Below are 13,811 nucleotides of genomic sequence, written 5' to 3'. Positions count from 1 at the left end.
GGGTCCGATGGCGGACGGCACCGCGTACCGCGAAACCAGCGACCAGGACCTGCTCTCCCGCCACGTCAACGGCGACCCCGACGCCTTCGGTGAGCTGGTACGCCGGCACCGCGACCGGTTGTGGGCCGTCGCACTGCGGACCCTGGGGGACCGTGAGGAAGCCGCCGATGCCGTCCAGGACGCCCTCGTCTCCGCCTATCGGGCCGCGCATTCCTTCCAGGGCCGGTCGGCGGTCACCACATGGCTGCACCGCATCACGGTGAACGCCTGCCTCGACCGCGCCCGCAAGGCCGCCTCCCGCAAGACGTCACCGGTCGACGACACCGAGCGGCTGGAGCAGCTGCTGGAGCCGCACGAGTCCGCCTCGGCTCCCGCGGAACGCAACGATCTGCACCGCCAGCTCATCGAGGCGATGACCACGCTCCCGCCGGACCAGCGGGCGGCGCTCGTCCTCGTGGACATGCAGGGGTATCCGGTCGCCGAAGCCGCCCGCATCCTCGACGTGCCCGCCGGCACGGTGAAGAGCCGGTGCGCTCGGGGCCGGGCCAGGCTGCTGCCGTTGCTCACCCACCTGCGGTCCGACACCACCGGAGAGGGCGGAAGCCGGACCGGCGGAGGGAACCGGACACGGGGTCCGTCCGTCCCATCCTCAGCGGAACCACGGCCAGCGGTTCCTCCGGAGAGCGGACCGAATGACCCGGCTGCAGTGAAGGGCGGAGGTGGGCGAGCGTGACGTCGACAGCAGACCGGACGGACCACCCGGACGTCGCGGAAATCTCCGACCTCACCGAAGGGCTGCTCCCCCCGGACCGCATCACAGCCGTGCGCCGGCACCTTGACGAGTGCGAGCTGTGCTCCGAGGTGCACGCCTCGCTCGAGGAGGTCCGGGGATTGCTCGGCGAGTTGCCGGCGCCGCCGCACATGCCGGACGACGTCGTCCGTCGCATCGACGCGGCGCTCGCCTCCGAGGCCCTGCTCGGCACCACAGGCCGTGAACCGGGGATGCCCGAGGAGACGGTCGGTGATGAGACAGCCTCGCCCGACGACCACCGCGCTCCTGTTTCACGTGAAACATCGGCCACCACAGCGCCCGGTCGGCCCGCCGGGACGGCACGGCCGTCGACGACCGGACCGGGCCGTGGAAGCCGTCGCCCCGGCACCGCCCGACGCGGACGGCGCCGGATGGCCATGCTGGGCACCGCGTTCACCGTCGCGGCTCTGGGCCTGAGCTCGCTCTTCCTGGCCTCGCTCGACGACACCGGGAACACTGACGGGGACGACCGGCGGGTCACCGCTGCCGACACCTTCGCCGCGGGCGAGCTGGAACAGCAGGTGACGGAGCTCCTCGGCCGGGCCGCTCCCGCCGAGACCGGGGCCCGCACCCCGAATACCTTCGGACTCGAGTCGGAAGCGAGCGGTACGAGTCCTCGAACCCTCAAGCAGCCGGCCGTCCCGGAGTGCGTCCGTGACGGTATCAGCAGCGACGACGACGCCCTCGCGACCGAGACCGGCGTCTTCCAGGGCAAGAAGGCACTGCTCGTGGTTCTTCCCGACGCCGCCGACGAGCGCAGGGTCACGGCCTACGTCATGGAAGCGACCTGTGTCGACCGCCCCTCGGCCGGGACGGCCCAGGTGCTGTTGAAGGAGTCCTACGCCCGGCCCTGAAGGTCGGCTGTGCCCTCGGCTACCGAGGGCGCTCCCATCCGTGCTCACTACCGGGGAGCCGCCTCGGGCCACGCTTCCGTGTGCCCTGACACGGCGGGAATGCATGCCCCGTAGGATCCGTTGGACGGGGTGAGAGTCCCGCGAGAAGCTCCCACCACCGGTCGACCGAAGCAGACCAGAGACGAGGAAACACGCCGTGAGCGACGTCCGTAACGTGATCATCATCGGCTCGGGGCCCGCCGGCTACACGGCAGCGCTCTACACCGCCCGTGCGTCGCTGAAGCCCCTGGTGTTCGAGGGAGCCGTCACCGCCGGTGGTGCCCTGATGAACACCACCGATGTCGAGAACTTCCCCGGCTTCCAGGACGGCATCCTGGGCCCGGAGCTCATGGACAACATGCGGGCCCAGGCCGAGCGTTTCGGCGCCGAGCTCATCCCGGACGACGTCGTGGCCGTCGACCTGACCGGTGACATCAAGACGGTCACCGACACGGCGGGCACCCTGCACCGGGCGAAGGCCGTCATCATCACCACCGGCTCCCAGCACCGGAAGCTGGGCCTGCCGAACGAGGACGCCCTCTCCGGCCGTGGTGTCTCCTGGTGTGCCACCTGTGACGGCTTCTTCTTCAAGGACCAGGACATCGCCGTGATCGGTGGCGGCGACACCGCGATGGAGGAAGCCACCTTCCTCTCGCGTTTCGCCAAGTCCGTGACGGTCGTCCACCGCAGGGACACCCTGCGCGCCTCCAAGGCGATGCAGGAACGCGCCTTCGCCGACCCGAAGATCTCGTTCGTCTGGGACAGCGAGGTCGCCGAGGTCCAGGGCGACCAGAAGCTCTCCGGGCTGAAGCTGCGCAACGTCAAGACGGGCGAGCTGTCGGACCTGGCGGTGACCGGCCTGTTCATCGCCATCGGCCACGACCCGCGCACCGAGCTGTTCAAGGGCCAGCTGGAGCTCGACGAAGAGGGCTACCTGAAGGTCGACTCTCCTTCCACGCACACGAGCCTCCGCGGCGTCTTCGGTGCCGGTGACGTGGTCGACCACACCTACCGCCAGGCGATCACGGCGGCCGGCACGGGCTGTGCCGCTGCCCTCGACGCCGAGCGCTACCTCGCCGCTCTCGCGGACGGCGAGAAGGCCGAGCCCGAGAAGACCGCCGCCGTCTGATCACCCACCCTCCCCACGCATCAACCAGTTAAGGAGCCCGCCGTGGCAGGCACCCTGAAGAACGTGACCGACGCCTCCTTCGAGCAGGACGTCCTCAAGAGCGACAAGCCCGTCCTGGTGGACTTCTGGGCCGCCTGGTGCGGCCCGTGCCGCCAGATCGCTCCGTCCCTCGAGGCCATCGCCTCCGAGTACGGGGACAAGATCGAGGTCGTCAAGCTGAACATCGACGAGAACCCGGGTACGGCCGCCAAGTACGGCGTGATGTCCATCCCGACCCTGAACGTCTACCAGCGAGGCGAGGTCGCCAAGACCATCGTCGGCGCCAAGCCGAAGGCCGCGATCGTCCGCGACCTGGAGGAGTTCATCGCCGAATGACGGTGAGCCGCCCCCGCGGCGGTATGTTTCACGTGAAACGCGAGAGGGCCGACCCGCTTCGGGTCGGCCCTCTCGCGTATGCCGATCGGACGGGACACTCCGCCTCAGAGCGGCCGGAGAGCGGGTTCCTTCTGCACGGCCCCCAGCAGGCGGTCGAGCGCCATCTCCACATCTTCCTTCCAGGAGAGTGCCGTCCTCAGTTCCAGCCTCAGCCGTGGATGGCGAGGATGCTGCCGCACCGTCTTGAACCCCACCGCCAGAAGATGGTCGGCGGGCAGGACACAGGCCGGTTCCTTCCAGCGGGCATCACCGAACGCCTCGATCGCCTTGAAGCCCCGACGCAGCAGATCCTTCGCCACCGTCTGCACCATCACCCGGCCCAAGCCCTGGCCCTGGTATCCCGGCACGATGATCGCGGTCATCAGCTGCACCGCGTCCGGTGACACAGGGCTCGTGGGAAACGCAGTCGAGCGGGGCACATACGCGGGCGGTGCGTAGAGCACGAAGCCCACGGGCACGTCGTCGACGTAGACGACCCTCCCGCAGGAGCCCCATTCCAGGAGAACGGCCGAGATCCACGCCTCCTTCTCGAGCGCGGATTTACCCGCCTTTACGGCTGCCTCACCGGTGACGGGATCGAGTTCCCAGAAGACACAGGAGCGACAGCGCTGGGGGAGGTCCTGAAGGTTGTCCAGCGTGAGCGGTACGACCCGACGCCCCATGAAGGCTGTTCCTCGCTTTTCTCGCCCGCTGCCTCACAGGCGGCTGCCAGAGCATTCCGTTCCCTGAGCAGGCTGCCGAGGAACCCGCCTACGGCGCCCACCCCCAGCCATGCGCTCACCATCCGGGTGCGGCTCGTCATTCGCATGGCCCCTGCCTTGGTCTCGGACGTGCTGCCGGATGAGTGCGCCATATACGAACGCATCGTATCCACGATGCGTTTCCGTCGATACCGGCGGAAAGCAAAGGGCGGACCCTGTTCCGGTCTGCACCGGACAGGTCCGCCCCGGTCGGCTGCTCATGGCAGCCGGCAGCTCAGGACTCCGGCTCCACGGAGTCGTCGTCGACGAGGCTCCTCTGCAGGACCGGCCCCTCGCCCGGCGCGAGCGTGCCGAGGATCCGTTCGAGGTCCTCCATGGAGGCGAACTCGACCGTGATCTTGCCCTTCTTCTGGCCCAGGTCGACCTTCACCCGTGTCTCGAAGCGATCCGAGAGCCGCGTTGCCAGATCGGTGAGCGCAGGCGAGACCCGTGCGCCGGCGCGCGGCCCCTTGGCCTTCGGAGTCTTCTGCGGCCGCGAACCCATGAGGTTCACGATCTCCTCGACCGCCCGCACCGACAGTCCCTCGGCCACGATGCGGTGAGCCAACCGGTCCTGCTCCTCGCTGTCCTCCACGGACAGCAGCGCTCGCGCGTGCCCTGCGGAGAGCACACCGGCGGCCACCCGGTTCTGCACCCTGGGGGAGAGTTTCAGCAACCGCAGGGTGTTGGAGACCTGCGGCCGGGAGCGGCCGATGCGATCCGCCAACTGGTCGTGGGTGCAGTTGAAGTCGCGCAGCAGCTGGTCGTACGCGGCCGCCTCTTCCAGCGGGTTCAGCTGGGCTCGGTGCAGGTTCTCCAGCAGTGCGTCCAGGAGGAGCTTTTCGTCCTCCGTCGCGCGGACGATCGCCGGAACCTTCTCCAGTCCGGCCTCCCGGCACGCCCGCCAGCGCCGCTCACCCATGATGAGCTCGTACTGGCCGGGACCGGTCTGCCGGACGACCACCGGCTGAAGGAGGCCGACTTCCTTGATGGAGGTGACGAGCTCCGCGAGGGCGTCGTGATCGAAGACCGTCCGCGGCTGGCGCGGGTTCGGCGTGATCGAATCCAGCGGGATCTCGGCGAAGTGCGCACCGACGGGCGCTCCCATCGCGTCCGCGGTCGAGTGGGCCGACGCCTCCTCCGTTTCACGTGAAACGGGCGGCAGTGTGGCCACCTTCGCCGCTGCGACGCCTCGCTCGTTGGGCAGCACTGACGCCGTGCCGCCTGTCGCACCCGATGCGCCGCCCACTGCGGGCGGAGGTACGGTCCGCTCCGTCGGGGCAGCAGGAATCAGTGCGCCGAGACCGCGGCCCAACCCCCTCCGTCGCTCGCTCACTGGACGCCCTCCACCATGTTCGGATCGTTCTGCTGTGCGCCGACGTGGGCGTGTGACGCGTCATAGCTGATGCCGACGCCCCTCAGCGCGATCTCGCGTGCCGCCTCGAGATACGAGAGGGCGCCGCTCGATCCAGGATCGTAGGTCAGCACCGTCTGCCCGTAACTCGGCGCCTCGGAGATACGGACCGAACGCGGAATGCTGGTCCGGAGCACCTCCTCGCCGAAGTGGCTGCGCACCTCGTCCGCGACCTGGGAGGCGAGCCGGGTCCGGCCGTCGTACATGGTGAGCAGGATCGTCGACACGTGCAGGGCGGGATTGAGATGTCCTCGCACCAGATCGACGTTGCGCAGCAGCTGGCCGAGTCCTTCGAGCGCGTAGTACTCGCACTGGATGGGGATCAGGACTTCCTGGCCGGCCACCAGCGCGTTGACCGTGAGCAGCCCCAGGGACGGCGGGCAGTCGATGAGGATGTAATCCAGCGGCTGTTCGTACGCCTGGATCGCCCGCTGCAGTCGGCTCTCCCGCGCGACCAGGGACACCAGCTCGATCTCTGCACCGGCGAGATCGATGGTGGCGGGGGCGCAGAAGAGCCCCTCGACGTCAGGGACGGGCTGAACGACGTCCGACAGGGGCTTGCTCTCCACCAGGACGTCGTAGATGGACGGAACCTCGGCATGGTGGTCGATACCGAGCGCGGTGGACGCATTGCCCTGGGGGTCGAGGTCGACTACCAGGACACGAGCACCATGCAGGGCGAGTGAGGCGGCCAGGTTGACGGTGGTCGTGGTCTTGCCCACACCACCCTTCTGGTTGGCCACCACCATGACGCGGGTCTGCTCGGGCCGTGGCAAGCCCTCACCGGCGCGACCCAGTGCCTCCACTGCCAGTTGAGCAGCACGACCGATGGGAGTGTCGTCCATAGGCGGCGGTGTTTCACGTGAAACATCCGCCCCCATCGACTCGGTACGGGGACCGGGGACCGGATCGGTCATCGGTCCCGCGATGTTGGCGTCGGACCGCAAGGATTCACTCTCCTCGACTTCAGGCTCGCAATGAACAGAGCCTCCCATGTCTTCGGGGTCGTGAACCAGTGAGGCCTGGCGTTCTGTGGAGAAATCCACCTCTGTGGACAAGTCCGCGCCCCTCACGGGGGACGGAACCTCGTCCGGAACAGGACCCTCTCCGAGTGAACCGAGAGGCTTACGGTCGCGGGGTTCGGCCGCAGCGCGGCCGCGACTGATGATGCCGTGCAGCAGTGAGCGACGTTTCACGTGAAACACGATGCACAGCGCCCAGAGCCGTATCGGCGCGACACTCCGGCAGACGCCGGTTCGGCAGCGTGGGTGGAGTCCTTCTGGCCCCGTGCGAACGGGGCGGTGTGTTTATCCGCGCCGACGACGGGTGCGGCCCGTCCGGGCGGCCTTGGCACGCTTCGCCGCGAACCGCACGCCCCCGGGGCTCTCCCCCACTTCCACCCGCACCACCGTCGACAGCGGGTCCACGACGCCGTCGCCCACGTGCACGATGGACGTCGTCACGGCTCCGAGCTTGCTCAGCGCACTGGCCGCGCTCTTCAGTTCCTCCTCCGCGGTGTCCCCCTTGAGCGCGAGCATTTCCCCGTACGGCCGCAACAGCGGGATGCCCCAGGTGGCCAGTCGGTCGAGGGGTGCCACGGCACGCGCGGTCACCACATGCACGGGAGGGATCTTGCCCATGACCTCCTCCGCCCGGCCGCGCACGACCGTCACATGATCCAGTCCGAGCAGTTCCACCACCTCGGTCAGAAAGGTGGTGCGCCTCAGCAGCGGCTCCAGCAGCGTGATCTTGAGGTCTTCCCGGACCAGGGCCAGGGGGATGCCGGGCAGGCCGGCGCCCGACCCGACGTCGCACACCGTCACTCCCTCGGGGACGACCTCGGAGAGCACGGCACAGTTCAGCAGGTGCCGCTCCCAGAGACGGGGCACCTCTCTCGGGCCGATCAGGCCACGCTGGACACCCGCCTCGGCGAGCAGCTCCGCGTACCGGACCGCGTCCGCGAAGCGGGCACCGAACACGTCACGTGCCTGCTCGGGCGCGGGGGGAAGCTCCGCTGCCTCGGTCACGGGGAACCGTCCTTCCGTACCGTGCCGACACCGAGCGCCGACACCAGAACCACGAACTATCAGGCTGACAACATCCGGCCCCGCCTGCGCAACAGACGGGGCCGGTGGAGCATGCATCCGATCAAGCGGGAAGCACAACGACGAAGCGCTGCGGCTCCTCGCCCTCGGACTCGCTGCGCAGTCCGGCGGCCTTGACCGCGTCGTGCACGACCTTGCGCTCGAACGGCGTCATCGGGTCCAGCCGCACGGGCTCGCCACTGCTCTTGGCGTCCGCCGCTGCCTTCGCACCGAGCTCGGACAGCTCGGCCCGCTTCCTGGCCCGGTACCCGGCGATGTCGAGCATCAGGCGGCTGCGGTCACCGGTCTCCCGGTGCACGGCCAGACGCGTCAGCTCCTGGAGCGCCTCCAGCACCTCACCGTCCCGGCCGACCAGCTTCTGCAGATCACGGCTGCCCGTGTCACTGATGATCGATACGGAGGCGCGGTCGGCCTCGACGTCCATGTCGATGTCACCGTCGAGATCGGCGATGTCGAGCAGACCCTCCAGGTAGTCCGCAGCGATCTCGCCCTCCTGCTCCAGGCGCGTCAGGGTGTCTGTGCCCTCGGCAGCGGTGGAGATGGTGCCTTCCGTCACGGATGGACTCCTTCTTACTTCTTGGACGGGGACTTGGGCCGCTGCGGACCCTTGCGCTGTCCGGACTGGGCCTTGCTGCGGGTACCGCTGCCGGGCTGCTTGCCCGTGCCCTTCTTGGCACCGGCGGTGGACTTGGCGGTGCTGCCACCCCGCGGTTGGTCGGACTTGGTCAGCGACGTGGGTTCGCCGGCGGCCTTGGCCGCACCGGACTGACGCTGCGACTTGCTCTGCCGCTTGGGCTGCTGCCGCCTGGGCGTCGCCGTCCCGCCCTGGGCGCCGTCCTCGGCGTGCTCCGTGGGCTCACCCTTGATCACGGCACCGTCGGACTGGGCGACGAGGCCGGACTTGCCCAGGCCGTTGATGAACTTGCGCTCGTACTCGTTGCGGTCCCGGCCCTTGGCGACGATGGCCTTGACGATGGCGCGCTGGCGGCGGTTGCGGGTGCCGCCGTGCTTCACGACGTGCTTGGCGAGGCGCTCCAGGTAGGCGGCCTGGGCCTTCGAACCCGGGGTCGGGTTGTTGTGGATGACGTACATCTGCTGGCCCATGGTCCACACGTTGGTGGTCAGCCAGTAGACGAGGACACCGACCGGGAAGTTGATGCCGAAGACGGCGAAGATGATGGGGAAGACGTACATCAGCATCTTCTGCTGCTGCATGAACGGGGTCTTCACCGTGGTGTCGACGTTCTTCGTCATCAGCTGGCGCTGCGTGTAGAACTGCGACAGCGACATCAGGACGATCATCAGCGCCGTGACGATCCGCACGTCGGTGAGCGAGGAGCTGAGCTCCTGGACCTTCTCCGCGCTGTCCGTGAACTTCGCGGCGAGCGGGGCACCGAAGATGTGGGCCTTCTGCGCACTCCGGAGCAGGCTCTCGTCGATCACACCGACGGTGTTGTTCGACGCGATGCTGTTGAGCACGTGGTACAGCGCGAAGAAGAACGGGGACTGCGCCAGGATGGGAAGACACGAGGACAGCGGGTTGGTGCCCGTGTCCTTGTAGAGCTTCATCATCTCTTCGGACTGGCGCTGCCGGTCGTTCTTGTAGCGCTCCTGGATCTTCTTCATCTCCGGCTGGAGCGTCTGCATCGCACGCGTCGCCTTGATCTGCTTCACGAAGAGCGGGATCAGGCAGATACGGATGAGGATCACCAGGGACACGATGGACAGGCCCCAGGCCCATCCGGTGTCAGGGCCGAAGATGGCGCCGTACACCGTGTGGAACTGGACGATGACCCAGGAGACGGGTGTCGTGATGAAGCTGAAGAAGCTGGCAATCGTGTCCACTAATCATGCTCCTTGGGCATGGGACGAGGTCTCAGCGGCCGGGCTCGAAGGACTCGTCGGACCTGTGGGGGAAGTCTGTCCTTCGGTGGCCGGTTCGGCGGCGGAGGGCCCGCCCTTGCGTGCACGCCAGGCGCTTCGCAGCATTTTGTGCCACCGCGGGCGCTTGCGCGGAGGGACATGGTCCACACCACCGAGCGACCACGGATTGCACCGCAGGATGCGCCAGGCCGTGAGTGCTGTGCCCTTGATGGCACCGTGCCGGTCGATGGCCGTGTAGCCGTAGTGGGAACACGACGGGTAGTACTTGCACACCGGGCCCAGCAGTGGACTGATCGTCCACTGGTAGAGCTTGATCAGGGCCAGCAGCGGGTACTTCATCGGGTGCCCCCTCCCAGGAGCCGCTGGAGGGCGGCATCCAGGTCTCGGGCCAGTTCTGCGTGGTCGGCGTCGCCCGCGCCGGGCAGCGCTCGTACGACTACCAGGCTACCGGGGGGCAGCCGGCCGATCCGTTCGCGCATCAGATGGCGAAGCCTGCGCTTCACCTTGTTGCGCACCACGGCACCGCCCACGGCCTTGCTCACGACGAAACCCGCACGCGTCGGGGGAGCGCTCTCCCCAGGCGCGTGCGGGTCCGTGGCACCGCTACGAAGGTGTACGACGAGGTGCTGGCGCCCGGCCCGGCGGCCTCGTCGAACGGCGTTCGCGAAGTCCTCGCGCCGCCTCAGCCGGTGGTCGGTGGGCAGCACGACGTCATGACCTGATCGGAATCAGGCGGACAGGCGGGCGCGACCCTTGCTGCGGCGGGACGCGAGAATCGCGCGGCCGGCACGGGTGCGCATACGCAGCCGGAAGCCGTGGGTCTTCGCGCGACGACGGTTGTTCGGCTGGAAGGTGCGCTTGCTCACTCGGGGGCTCCAGAAAAGATCGGGGTCTGCGGGATGCCGTCCTGGCTGTCACCGTGCGCCCACGAGTAGCTCGCGTTACGCCCGAGTGCACCGCTGACCGATCACCTTGTGCGATCTGTGCCCATCGGAGGCAGGCGGCAGCAGCCATCGACAACTCGACCTCGTCACGGTACGCGCGGCTGCGCCATTCGGTCAAACCACTGCTCGCCGGGAGACACTTGTCCACAGCCTGGGGACAACAACTTGAACCGTACCGGCCGCGCTGACTACCGTGACTGGACTTCGACTCGTTCCCTTGTGTCCCTTCACCACCCCTTGATCCACCGACCCGTCCCCGAATCACACGTTCGAGGGACCTGTGAGAGAGCGTGCCCTGTGGCTGACGTACCTGCCGATCTTGCCGCAGTGTGGCCACGCGTACTGGAACAGCTCCTCGGTGAGGGCCGTGGTCACGGGGTCGAGGGGAAGGACGAGCACTGGATCCGGCGGTGCCAGCCCCTGGCCCTCGTCGCCGACACCGCGCTGCTCGCCGTGCCGAACGAGTTCGCGAAGGGGGTGCTCGAGGGCCGCCTGGCGCCCGTCGTCAGCGAGACCCTGAGCCGCGAGTGCGGCCGCCCCATCCGGATCGCCATCACGGTCGACGAGTCCGCCGGCGAGCCCCCCGCCCCTCCGGCGCCCGCACCGCCGCGTGCCCAGCCCCGGTACGAGGAGCCCGAGCTCCCGACGGCCCGTCCGGACCGCCCGGAGCGGGAGCAGTACGAAGGGGGATACGACGGGTACGAGGGGTACGGCCGCCGCCGCCCCGAGCAGCAGCCCGGGCCCCCCGGTGACCAGCTCCCCACCGCCCGCCCCGCCTACCCGGCCGAGTACCAGCGCCCCGAGCCCGGTTCCTGGTCCCGGCCCACGCAGGACGAGTACGGCTGGCAGCAGCAGCGCCTCGGCTTCCCCGACCGGGACCCGTACGCCTCACCGTCGCAGGACGCCTACGGCGACCGGGACGCCTACGGCGGCCAGGAGGGCTACGGCGGTCCGCCTCCGCAGGACTACCGTCCGCAGTCGATGGAGCGCCCTTCCTACGACCAGCAGCGTTCCGACTACGACCCGCCACGCGGTGACTACGACCGTGGTGACTACGACCGCGGGGACTACGATCCGCGCGACTCCGGACGGCGCGAGCGGCCCGAGCCCCCGCCCGGGTCCGGCCACGTCCACCGCGGCGGCCCCGTCGGCCCGAACCTGCCCACCACCGGCGCGCCCGGTCCGCTGGCCGCACAGCCCGCGCCGGCCACCGGGCCCGGGGAACCGACCGCGCGGCTCAACCCCAAGTACCTCTTCGACACGTTCGTGATCGGCGCGTCCAACCGGTTCGCGCACGCGGCCGCCGTCGCCGTCGCCGAGGCGCCCGCCAAGGCGTACAACCCCCTCTTCATCTACGGCGAGTCGGGGCTCGGCAAGACCCACCTGCTGCACGCCATCGGGCACTACGCGCGCAGCCTCTACCCGGGCACCCGCGTGCGGTACGTCAGCTCGGAGGAGTTCACCAACGAGTTCATCAACTCCATCCGCGACGGCAAGGGCGACAGCTTCCGCAAGCGGTACCGCGAGATGGACATCCTGCTGGTCGACGACATCCAGTTCCTGGCGGACAAGGAGTCGACGCAGGAGGAGTTCTTCCACACCTTCAACACCCTGCACAACGCGAACAAGCAGATCGTGCTCTCCAGCGACCGGCCGCCCAAGCAGCTGGTGACGCTGGAGGACCGGCTGCGGAACCGTTTCGAGTGGGGCCTGATCACCGACGTCCAGCCGCCCGAGCTGGAGACGCGCATCGCGATTCTGCGCAAGAAGGCGGTGCAGGAGCAGCTCAACGCCCCGCCGGAGGTCCTGGAGTTCATCGCCTCGCGGATCTCCCGGAACATCCGTGAGCTGGAGGGCGCGCTGATCCGGGTGACGGCGTTCGCGTCGCTCAACCGGCAGCCGGTGGACCTGGGGCTGACGGAGATCGTCCTGAAGGACCTGATCCCCGGTGGTGACGACTCGGCGCCGGAGATCACCTCGACGGCCATCATGAGCGCCACGGCCGACTACTTCGGGCTGACGGTCGAGGACCTGTGCGGCACGTCCCGCGGACGGGCGCTGGTCACCGCGCGGCAGATCGCGATGTACCTGTGCCGGGAGCTCACGGATCTGTCGCTGCCGAAGATCGGTGCGCTGTTCGGCGGCCGGGACCACACCACGGTGATGCACGCGGACCGCAAGATCCGCAATCTGATGGCCGAGCGGCGCTCGATCTACAACCAGGTCACCGAACTCACCAACCGCATCAAGGCGGGCTGACAGACCGCCGTATCTGTCGAGGGCGCCCCCGGAGCCGGCCGGGAAGCGCCCTTCGCCGTGCCCGGGCGGGCTCAGCGGAGGCGCCCTTCGCACCGTGCTCGGGCGGGCCCGGCCAGCACAATCGGAGGGCCAGGACGGCCGATCCGCGGCCCGGTCCCGCTCTCCCCGCCGTCTGCCTCGCTCCGCCGCCGCGGCTCCGTTGCCCCGCCCCCGGCTGCTGGGCTCGGCCGGTACCGCTCGCACGGCACGATCCGCCCCTGGGCGGACGATGCCTGCCGCACCCCTTCCCCCTCCGTCCGCCTCGTCCCGGCCCTCGCGCCCACACCCCCGCCCCCTCGTGGACCGTCCCATGACCGCCCACGCACCGCCCTCGTCCCTCCCGTGGGCGGCCCGGGGCCGACCAGGGCCGCCCACGGACCGCCCCGGCACGGTCCACGGAGCATCGCCCGGCATCCCGCCGGCCCCCTCCGGGCACACCGCCCCGCCGTCACGCGGCCGATGGCCGTCGACGCCGCCGCATCTCCCTGTTCGATTAATGGCCTGGTTACGGCCGCGCTCCACAGATTCGACGACTTTTTCGCGTCCACATCCTGGGGACCGGGAAGTTGTCCCGATCCCGTCCACAGGTCACCCTGGTGATGAGCGAACGAGCCTGGTCAGCTGGTTGGGGATTCGTGGACGAACGATCTCCACAAGCTGTGGACAACTCGATGATCCCCAGCCTGTGCACAAAGTTGTCCACGGCCAACCCACAGGCTGGAGCCCTTTGTCCCCAGGGAACACCGTTTTCTCCACATGGCTGTCCACTGTTCGGCAACGTGACGCCCGCCCTCACCGGGTCGAGTGAAAGGCGTCACATCAAGGTGCCGCGAGGCCCTGTGGGAAAGACGCCGAAAGCTGGGGACGGTACTGGGGAGAACTCGCCCCGCCCTGTGCACGGGATGTGCAGAACTTTCTGTTCTCCACAGAAGCGGCTGGTTGTCCACGACCGCCGCCCACAGGGGCCGTGGACAAAATCTCGGCTCTGACCTGCGCAAACGGGGTTATCCACGGTATCCACAGGCCCTACTACTACTCCCGACTAGAGAGAGCGAGGAAATCGTTTCGAAGAGGGTCCTGTGCACAACTCGATGCCTCGACCCCGGCTGCCCCTCGTCACGACTTGACCCCGACGGGCACCTACTGTCAGTGCGGTGC

Annotated in this window: 14 protein-coding genes; 5 read left to right on the top strand and 9 right to left on the bottom strand. The window is 68.7% G+C overall.

The genetic code is table 11. The features are described from left to right. Positions 1-7: 7 nt before the first annotated feature. From sigM to trxA, 4 genes are all read left to right on the top strand, one after another. Positions 8-733, top strand: coding sequence for an RNA polymerase sigma factor SigM (sigM, locus tag ACSU53_RS15490; protein WP_437028210.1), 726 nt, complete (start codon positions 8-10; stop codon positions 731-733). Beyond that, positions 730-1,665: an anti-sigma factor family protein gene (locus tag ACSU53_RS15485; protein ID WP_437028209.1), complete on the top strand. Its 936-nt coding sequence runs from the start codon at positions 730-732 to the stop codon at positions 1,663-1,665. Before sigM ends, ACSU53_RS15485 begins: the two co-directional genes overlap by 4 nt. Before the next feature lie 196 nt (positions 1,666-1,861). Beyond that, the gene (gene trxB, locus ACSU53_RS15480) at positions 1,862-2,833 is read left to right on the top strand and encodes a thioredoxin-disulfide reductase (protein ID WP_437028207.1); all 972 of its coding nucleotides are present in this window, start codon (positions 1,862-1,864) and stop codon (positions 2,831-2,833) included. Positions 2,834-2,875: 42 nt separating this feature from the next. After that, on the top strand, positions 2,876-3,208 hold the full coding sequence (gene trxA, locus ACSU53_RS15475; RefSeq protein WP_437028205.1) for a thioredoxin: 333 nt from the start codon (positions 2,876-2,878) through the stop codon (positions 3,206-3,208). A gap of 104 nt (positions 3,209-3,312) precedes the next feature. Here trxA and ACSU53_RS15470 read toward each other — a convergent pair whose 3' ends face one another. From ACSU53_RS15470 to rpmH, 9 genes are all read right to left on the bottom strand, one after another. After that, positions 3,313-3,930 carry a GNAT family N-acetyltransferase gene (locus ACSU53_RS15470; protein ID WP_437028203.1) on the bottom strand — a complete coding sequence of 206 codons (618 nt, stop codon included), beginning with the start codon at positions 3,928-3,930 and terminating at the stop codon, positions 3,313-3,315. A 313-nt stretch (positions 3,931-4,243) separates the two neighbouring features. Next, a complete protein-coding gene (locus ACSU53_RS15465; RefSeq protein WP_437028201.1) occupies positions 4,244-5,344 on the bottom strand; it encodes a ParB/RepB/Spo0J family partition protein in 1,101 nt (366 codons plus the stop codon). Further along, complete coding sequence (locus tag ACSU53_RS15460) at positions 5,341-6,417, bottom strand: ParA family protein (RefSeq protein WP_437033217.1); 1,077 nt, start codon at positions 6,415-6,417, stop codon at positions 5,341-5,343. Before ACSU53_RS15460 ends, ACSU53_RS15465 begins: the two co-directional genes overlap by 4 nt. Positions 6,418-6,729: 312 nt before the next feature. Next, positions 6,730-7,449 carry a 16S rRNA (guanine(527)-N(7))-methyltransferase RsmG gene (rsmG, locus tag ACSU53_RS15455; protein ID WP_437028200.1) on the bottom strand — a complete coding sequence of 240 codons (720 nt, stop codon included), beginning with the start codon at positions 7,447-7,449 and terminating at the stop codon, positions 6,730-6,732. A gap of 121 nt (positions 7,450-7,570) precedes the next feature. Then, on the bottom strand, positions 7,571-8,083 hold the full coding sequence (locus ACSU53_RS15450) for a protein jag (protein ID WP_437028198.1): 513 nt from the start codon (positions 8,081-8,083) through the stop codon (positions 7,571-7,573). Between the two features lie 14 nt (positions 8,084-8,097). After that, positions 8,098-9,372: a membrane protein insertase YidC gene (gene yidC / locus ACSU53_RS15445; protein WP_437028196.1), complete on the bottom strand. Its 1,275-nt coding sequence runs from the start codon at positions 9,370-9,372 to the stop codon at positions 8,098-8,100. 3 nt (positions 9,373-9,375) lie between these two features. After that, entirely contained in the window at positions 9,376-9,750 is a 375-nt protein-coding gene (gene yidD / locus ACSU53_RS15440; RefSeq protein WP_437028194.1) for a membrane protein insertion efficiency factor YidD, read from the bottom strand. Beyond that, positions 9,747-10,118 (bottom strand): ribonuclease P protein component, encoded by a 372-nt coding sequence (gene rnpA / locus ACSU53_RS15435; RefSeq protein WP_437028192.1) that lies wholly within the window; start codon positions 10,116-10,118, stop codon positions 9,747-9,749. The genes yidD and rnpA overlap by 4 nt, the downstream gene beginning before the upstream one ends. A 21-nt stretch (positions 10,119-10,139) precedes the next feature. After that, the gene (rpmH, locus tag ACSU53_RS15430; protein WP_003956500.1) at positions 10,140-10,277 is read right to left on the bottom strand and encodes a 50S ribosomal protein L34; all 138 of its coding nucleotides are present in this window, start codon (positions 10,275-10,277) and stop codon (positions 10,140-10,142) included. Between the two features lie 375 nt (positions 10,278-10,652). Between rpmH and dnaA the strand changes: the two genes are divergently transcribed. Next, entirely contained in the window at positions 10,653-12,614 is a 1,962-nt protein-coding gene (gene dnaA, locus ACSU53_RS15425) for a chromosomal replication initiator protein DnaA (RefSeq protein WP_437028190.1), read from the top strand. The last annotated feature ends 1,197 nt before the right edge of the window (positions 12,615-13,811 follow it).

The sequence above is a fragment of the Streptomyces sp. enrichment culture genome (assembly GCF_964273255.1).
Taxonomy (GTDB): Bacteria; Actinomycetota; Actinomycetes; order Streptomycetales; family Streptomycetaceae; genus Streptomyces.
This window is presented reverse-complemented; position numbering and strand designations above follow the sequence as displayed.

Excerpts from the sequence above, each read along its gene's own strand:
- yidD (WP_437028194.1), bottom strand. The coding sequence starts at position 9,750 with ATGAAGTACCCGCTGCTGGCCCTGATCAAGCTCTACCAGTGGACGATC.
- sigM (WP_437028210.1), top strand. The coding sequence starts at position 8 with ATGGCGGACGGCACCGCGTACCGCGAAACCAGCGACCAGGACCTGCTC.
- ACSU53_RS15460 (WP_437033217.1), bottom strand. The coding sequence starts at position 6,417 with ATGGGAGGCTCTGTTCATTGCGAGCCTGAAGTCGAGGAGAGTGAATCC.
- ACSU53_RS15470 (WP_437028203.1), bottom strand. The coding sequence starts at position 3,930 with ATGGGGCGTCGGGTCGTACCGCTCACGCTGGACAACCTTCAGGACCTC.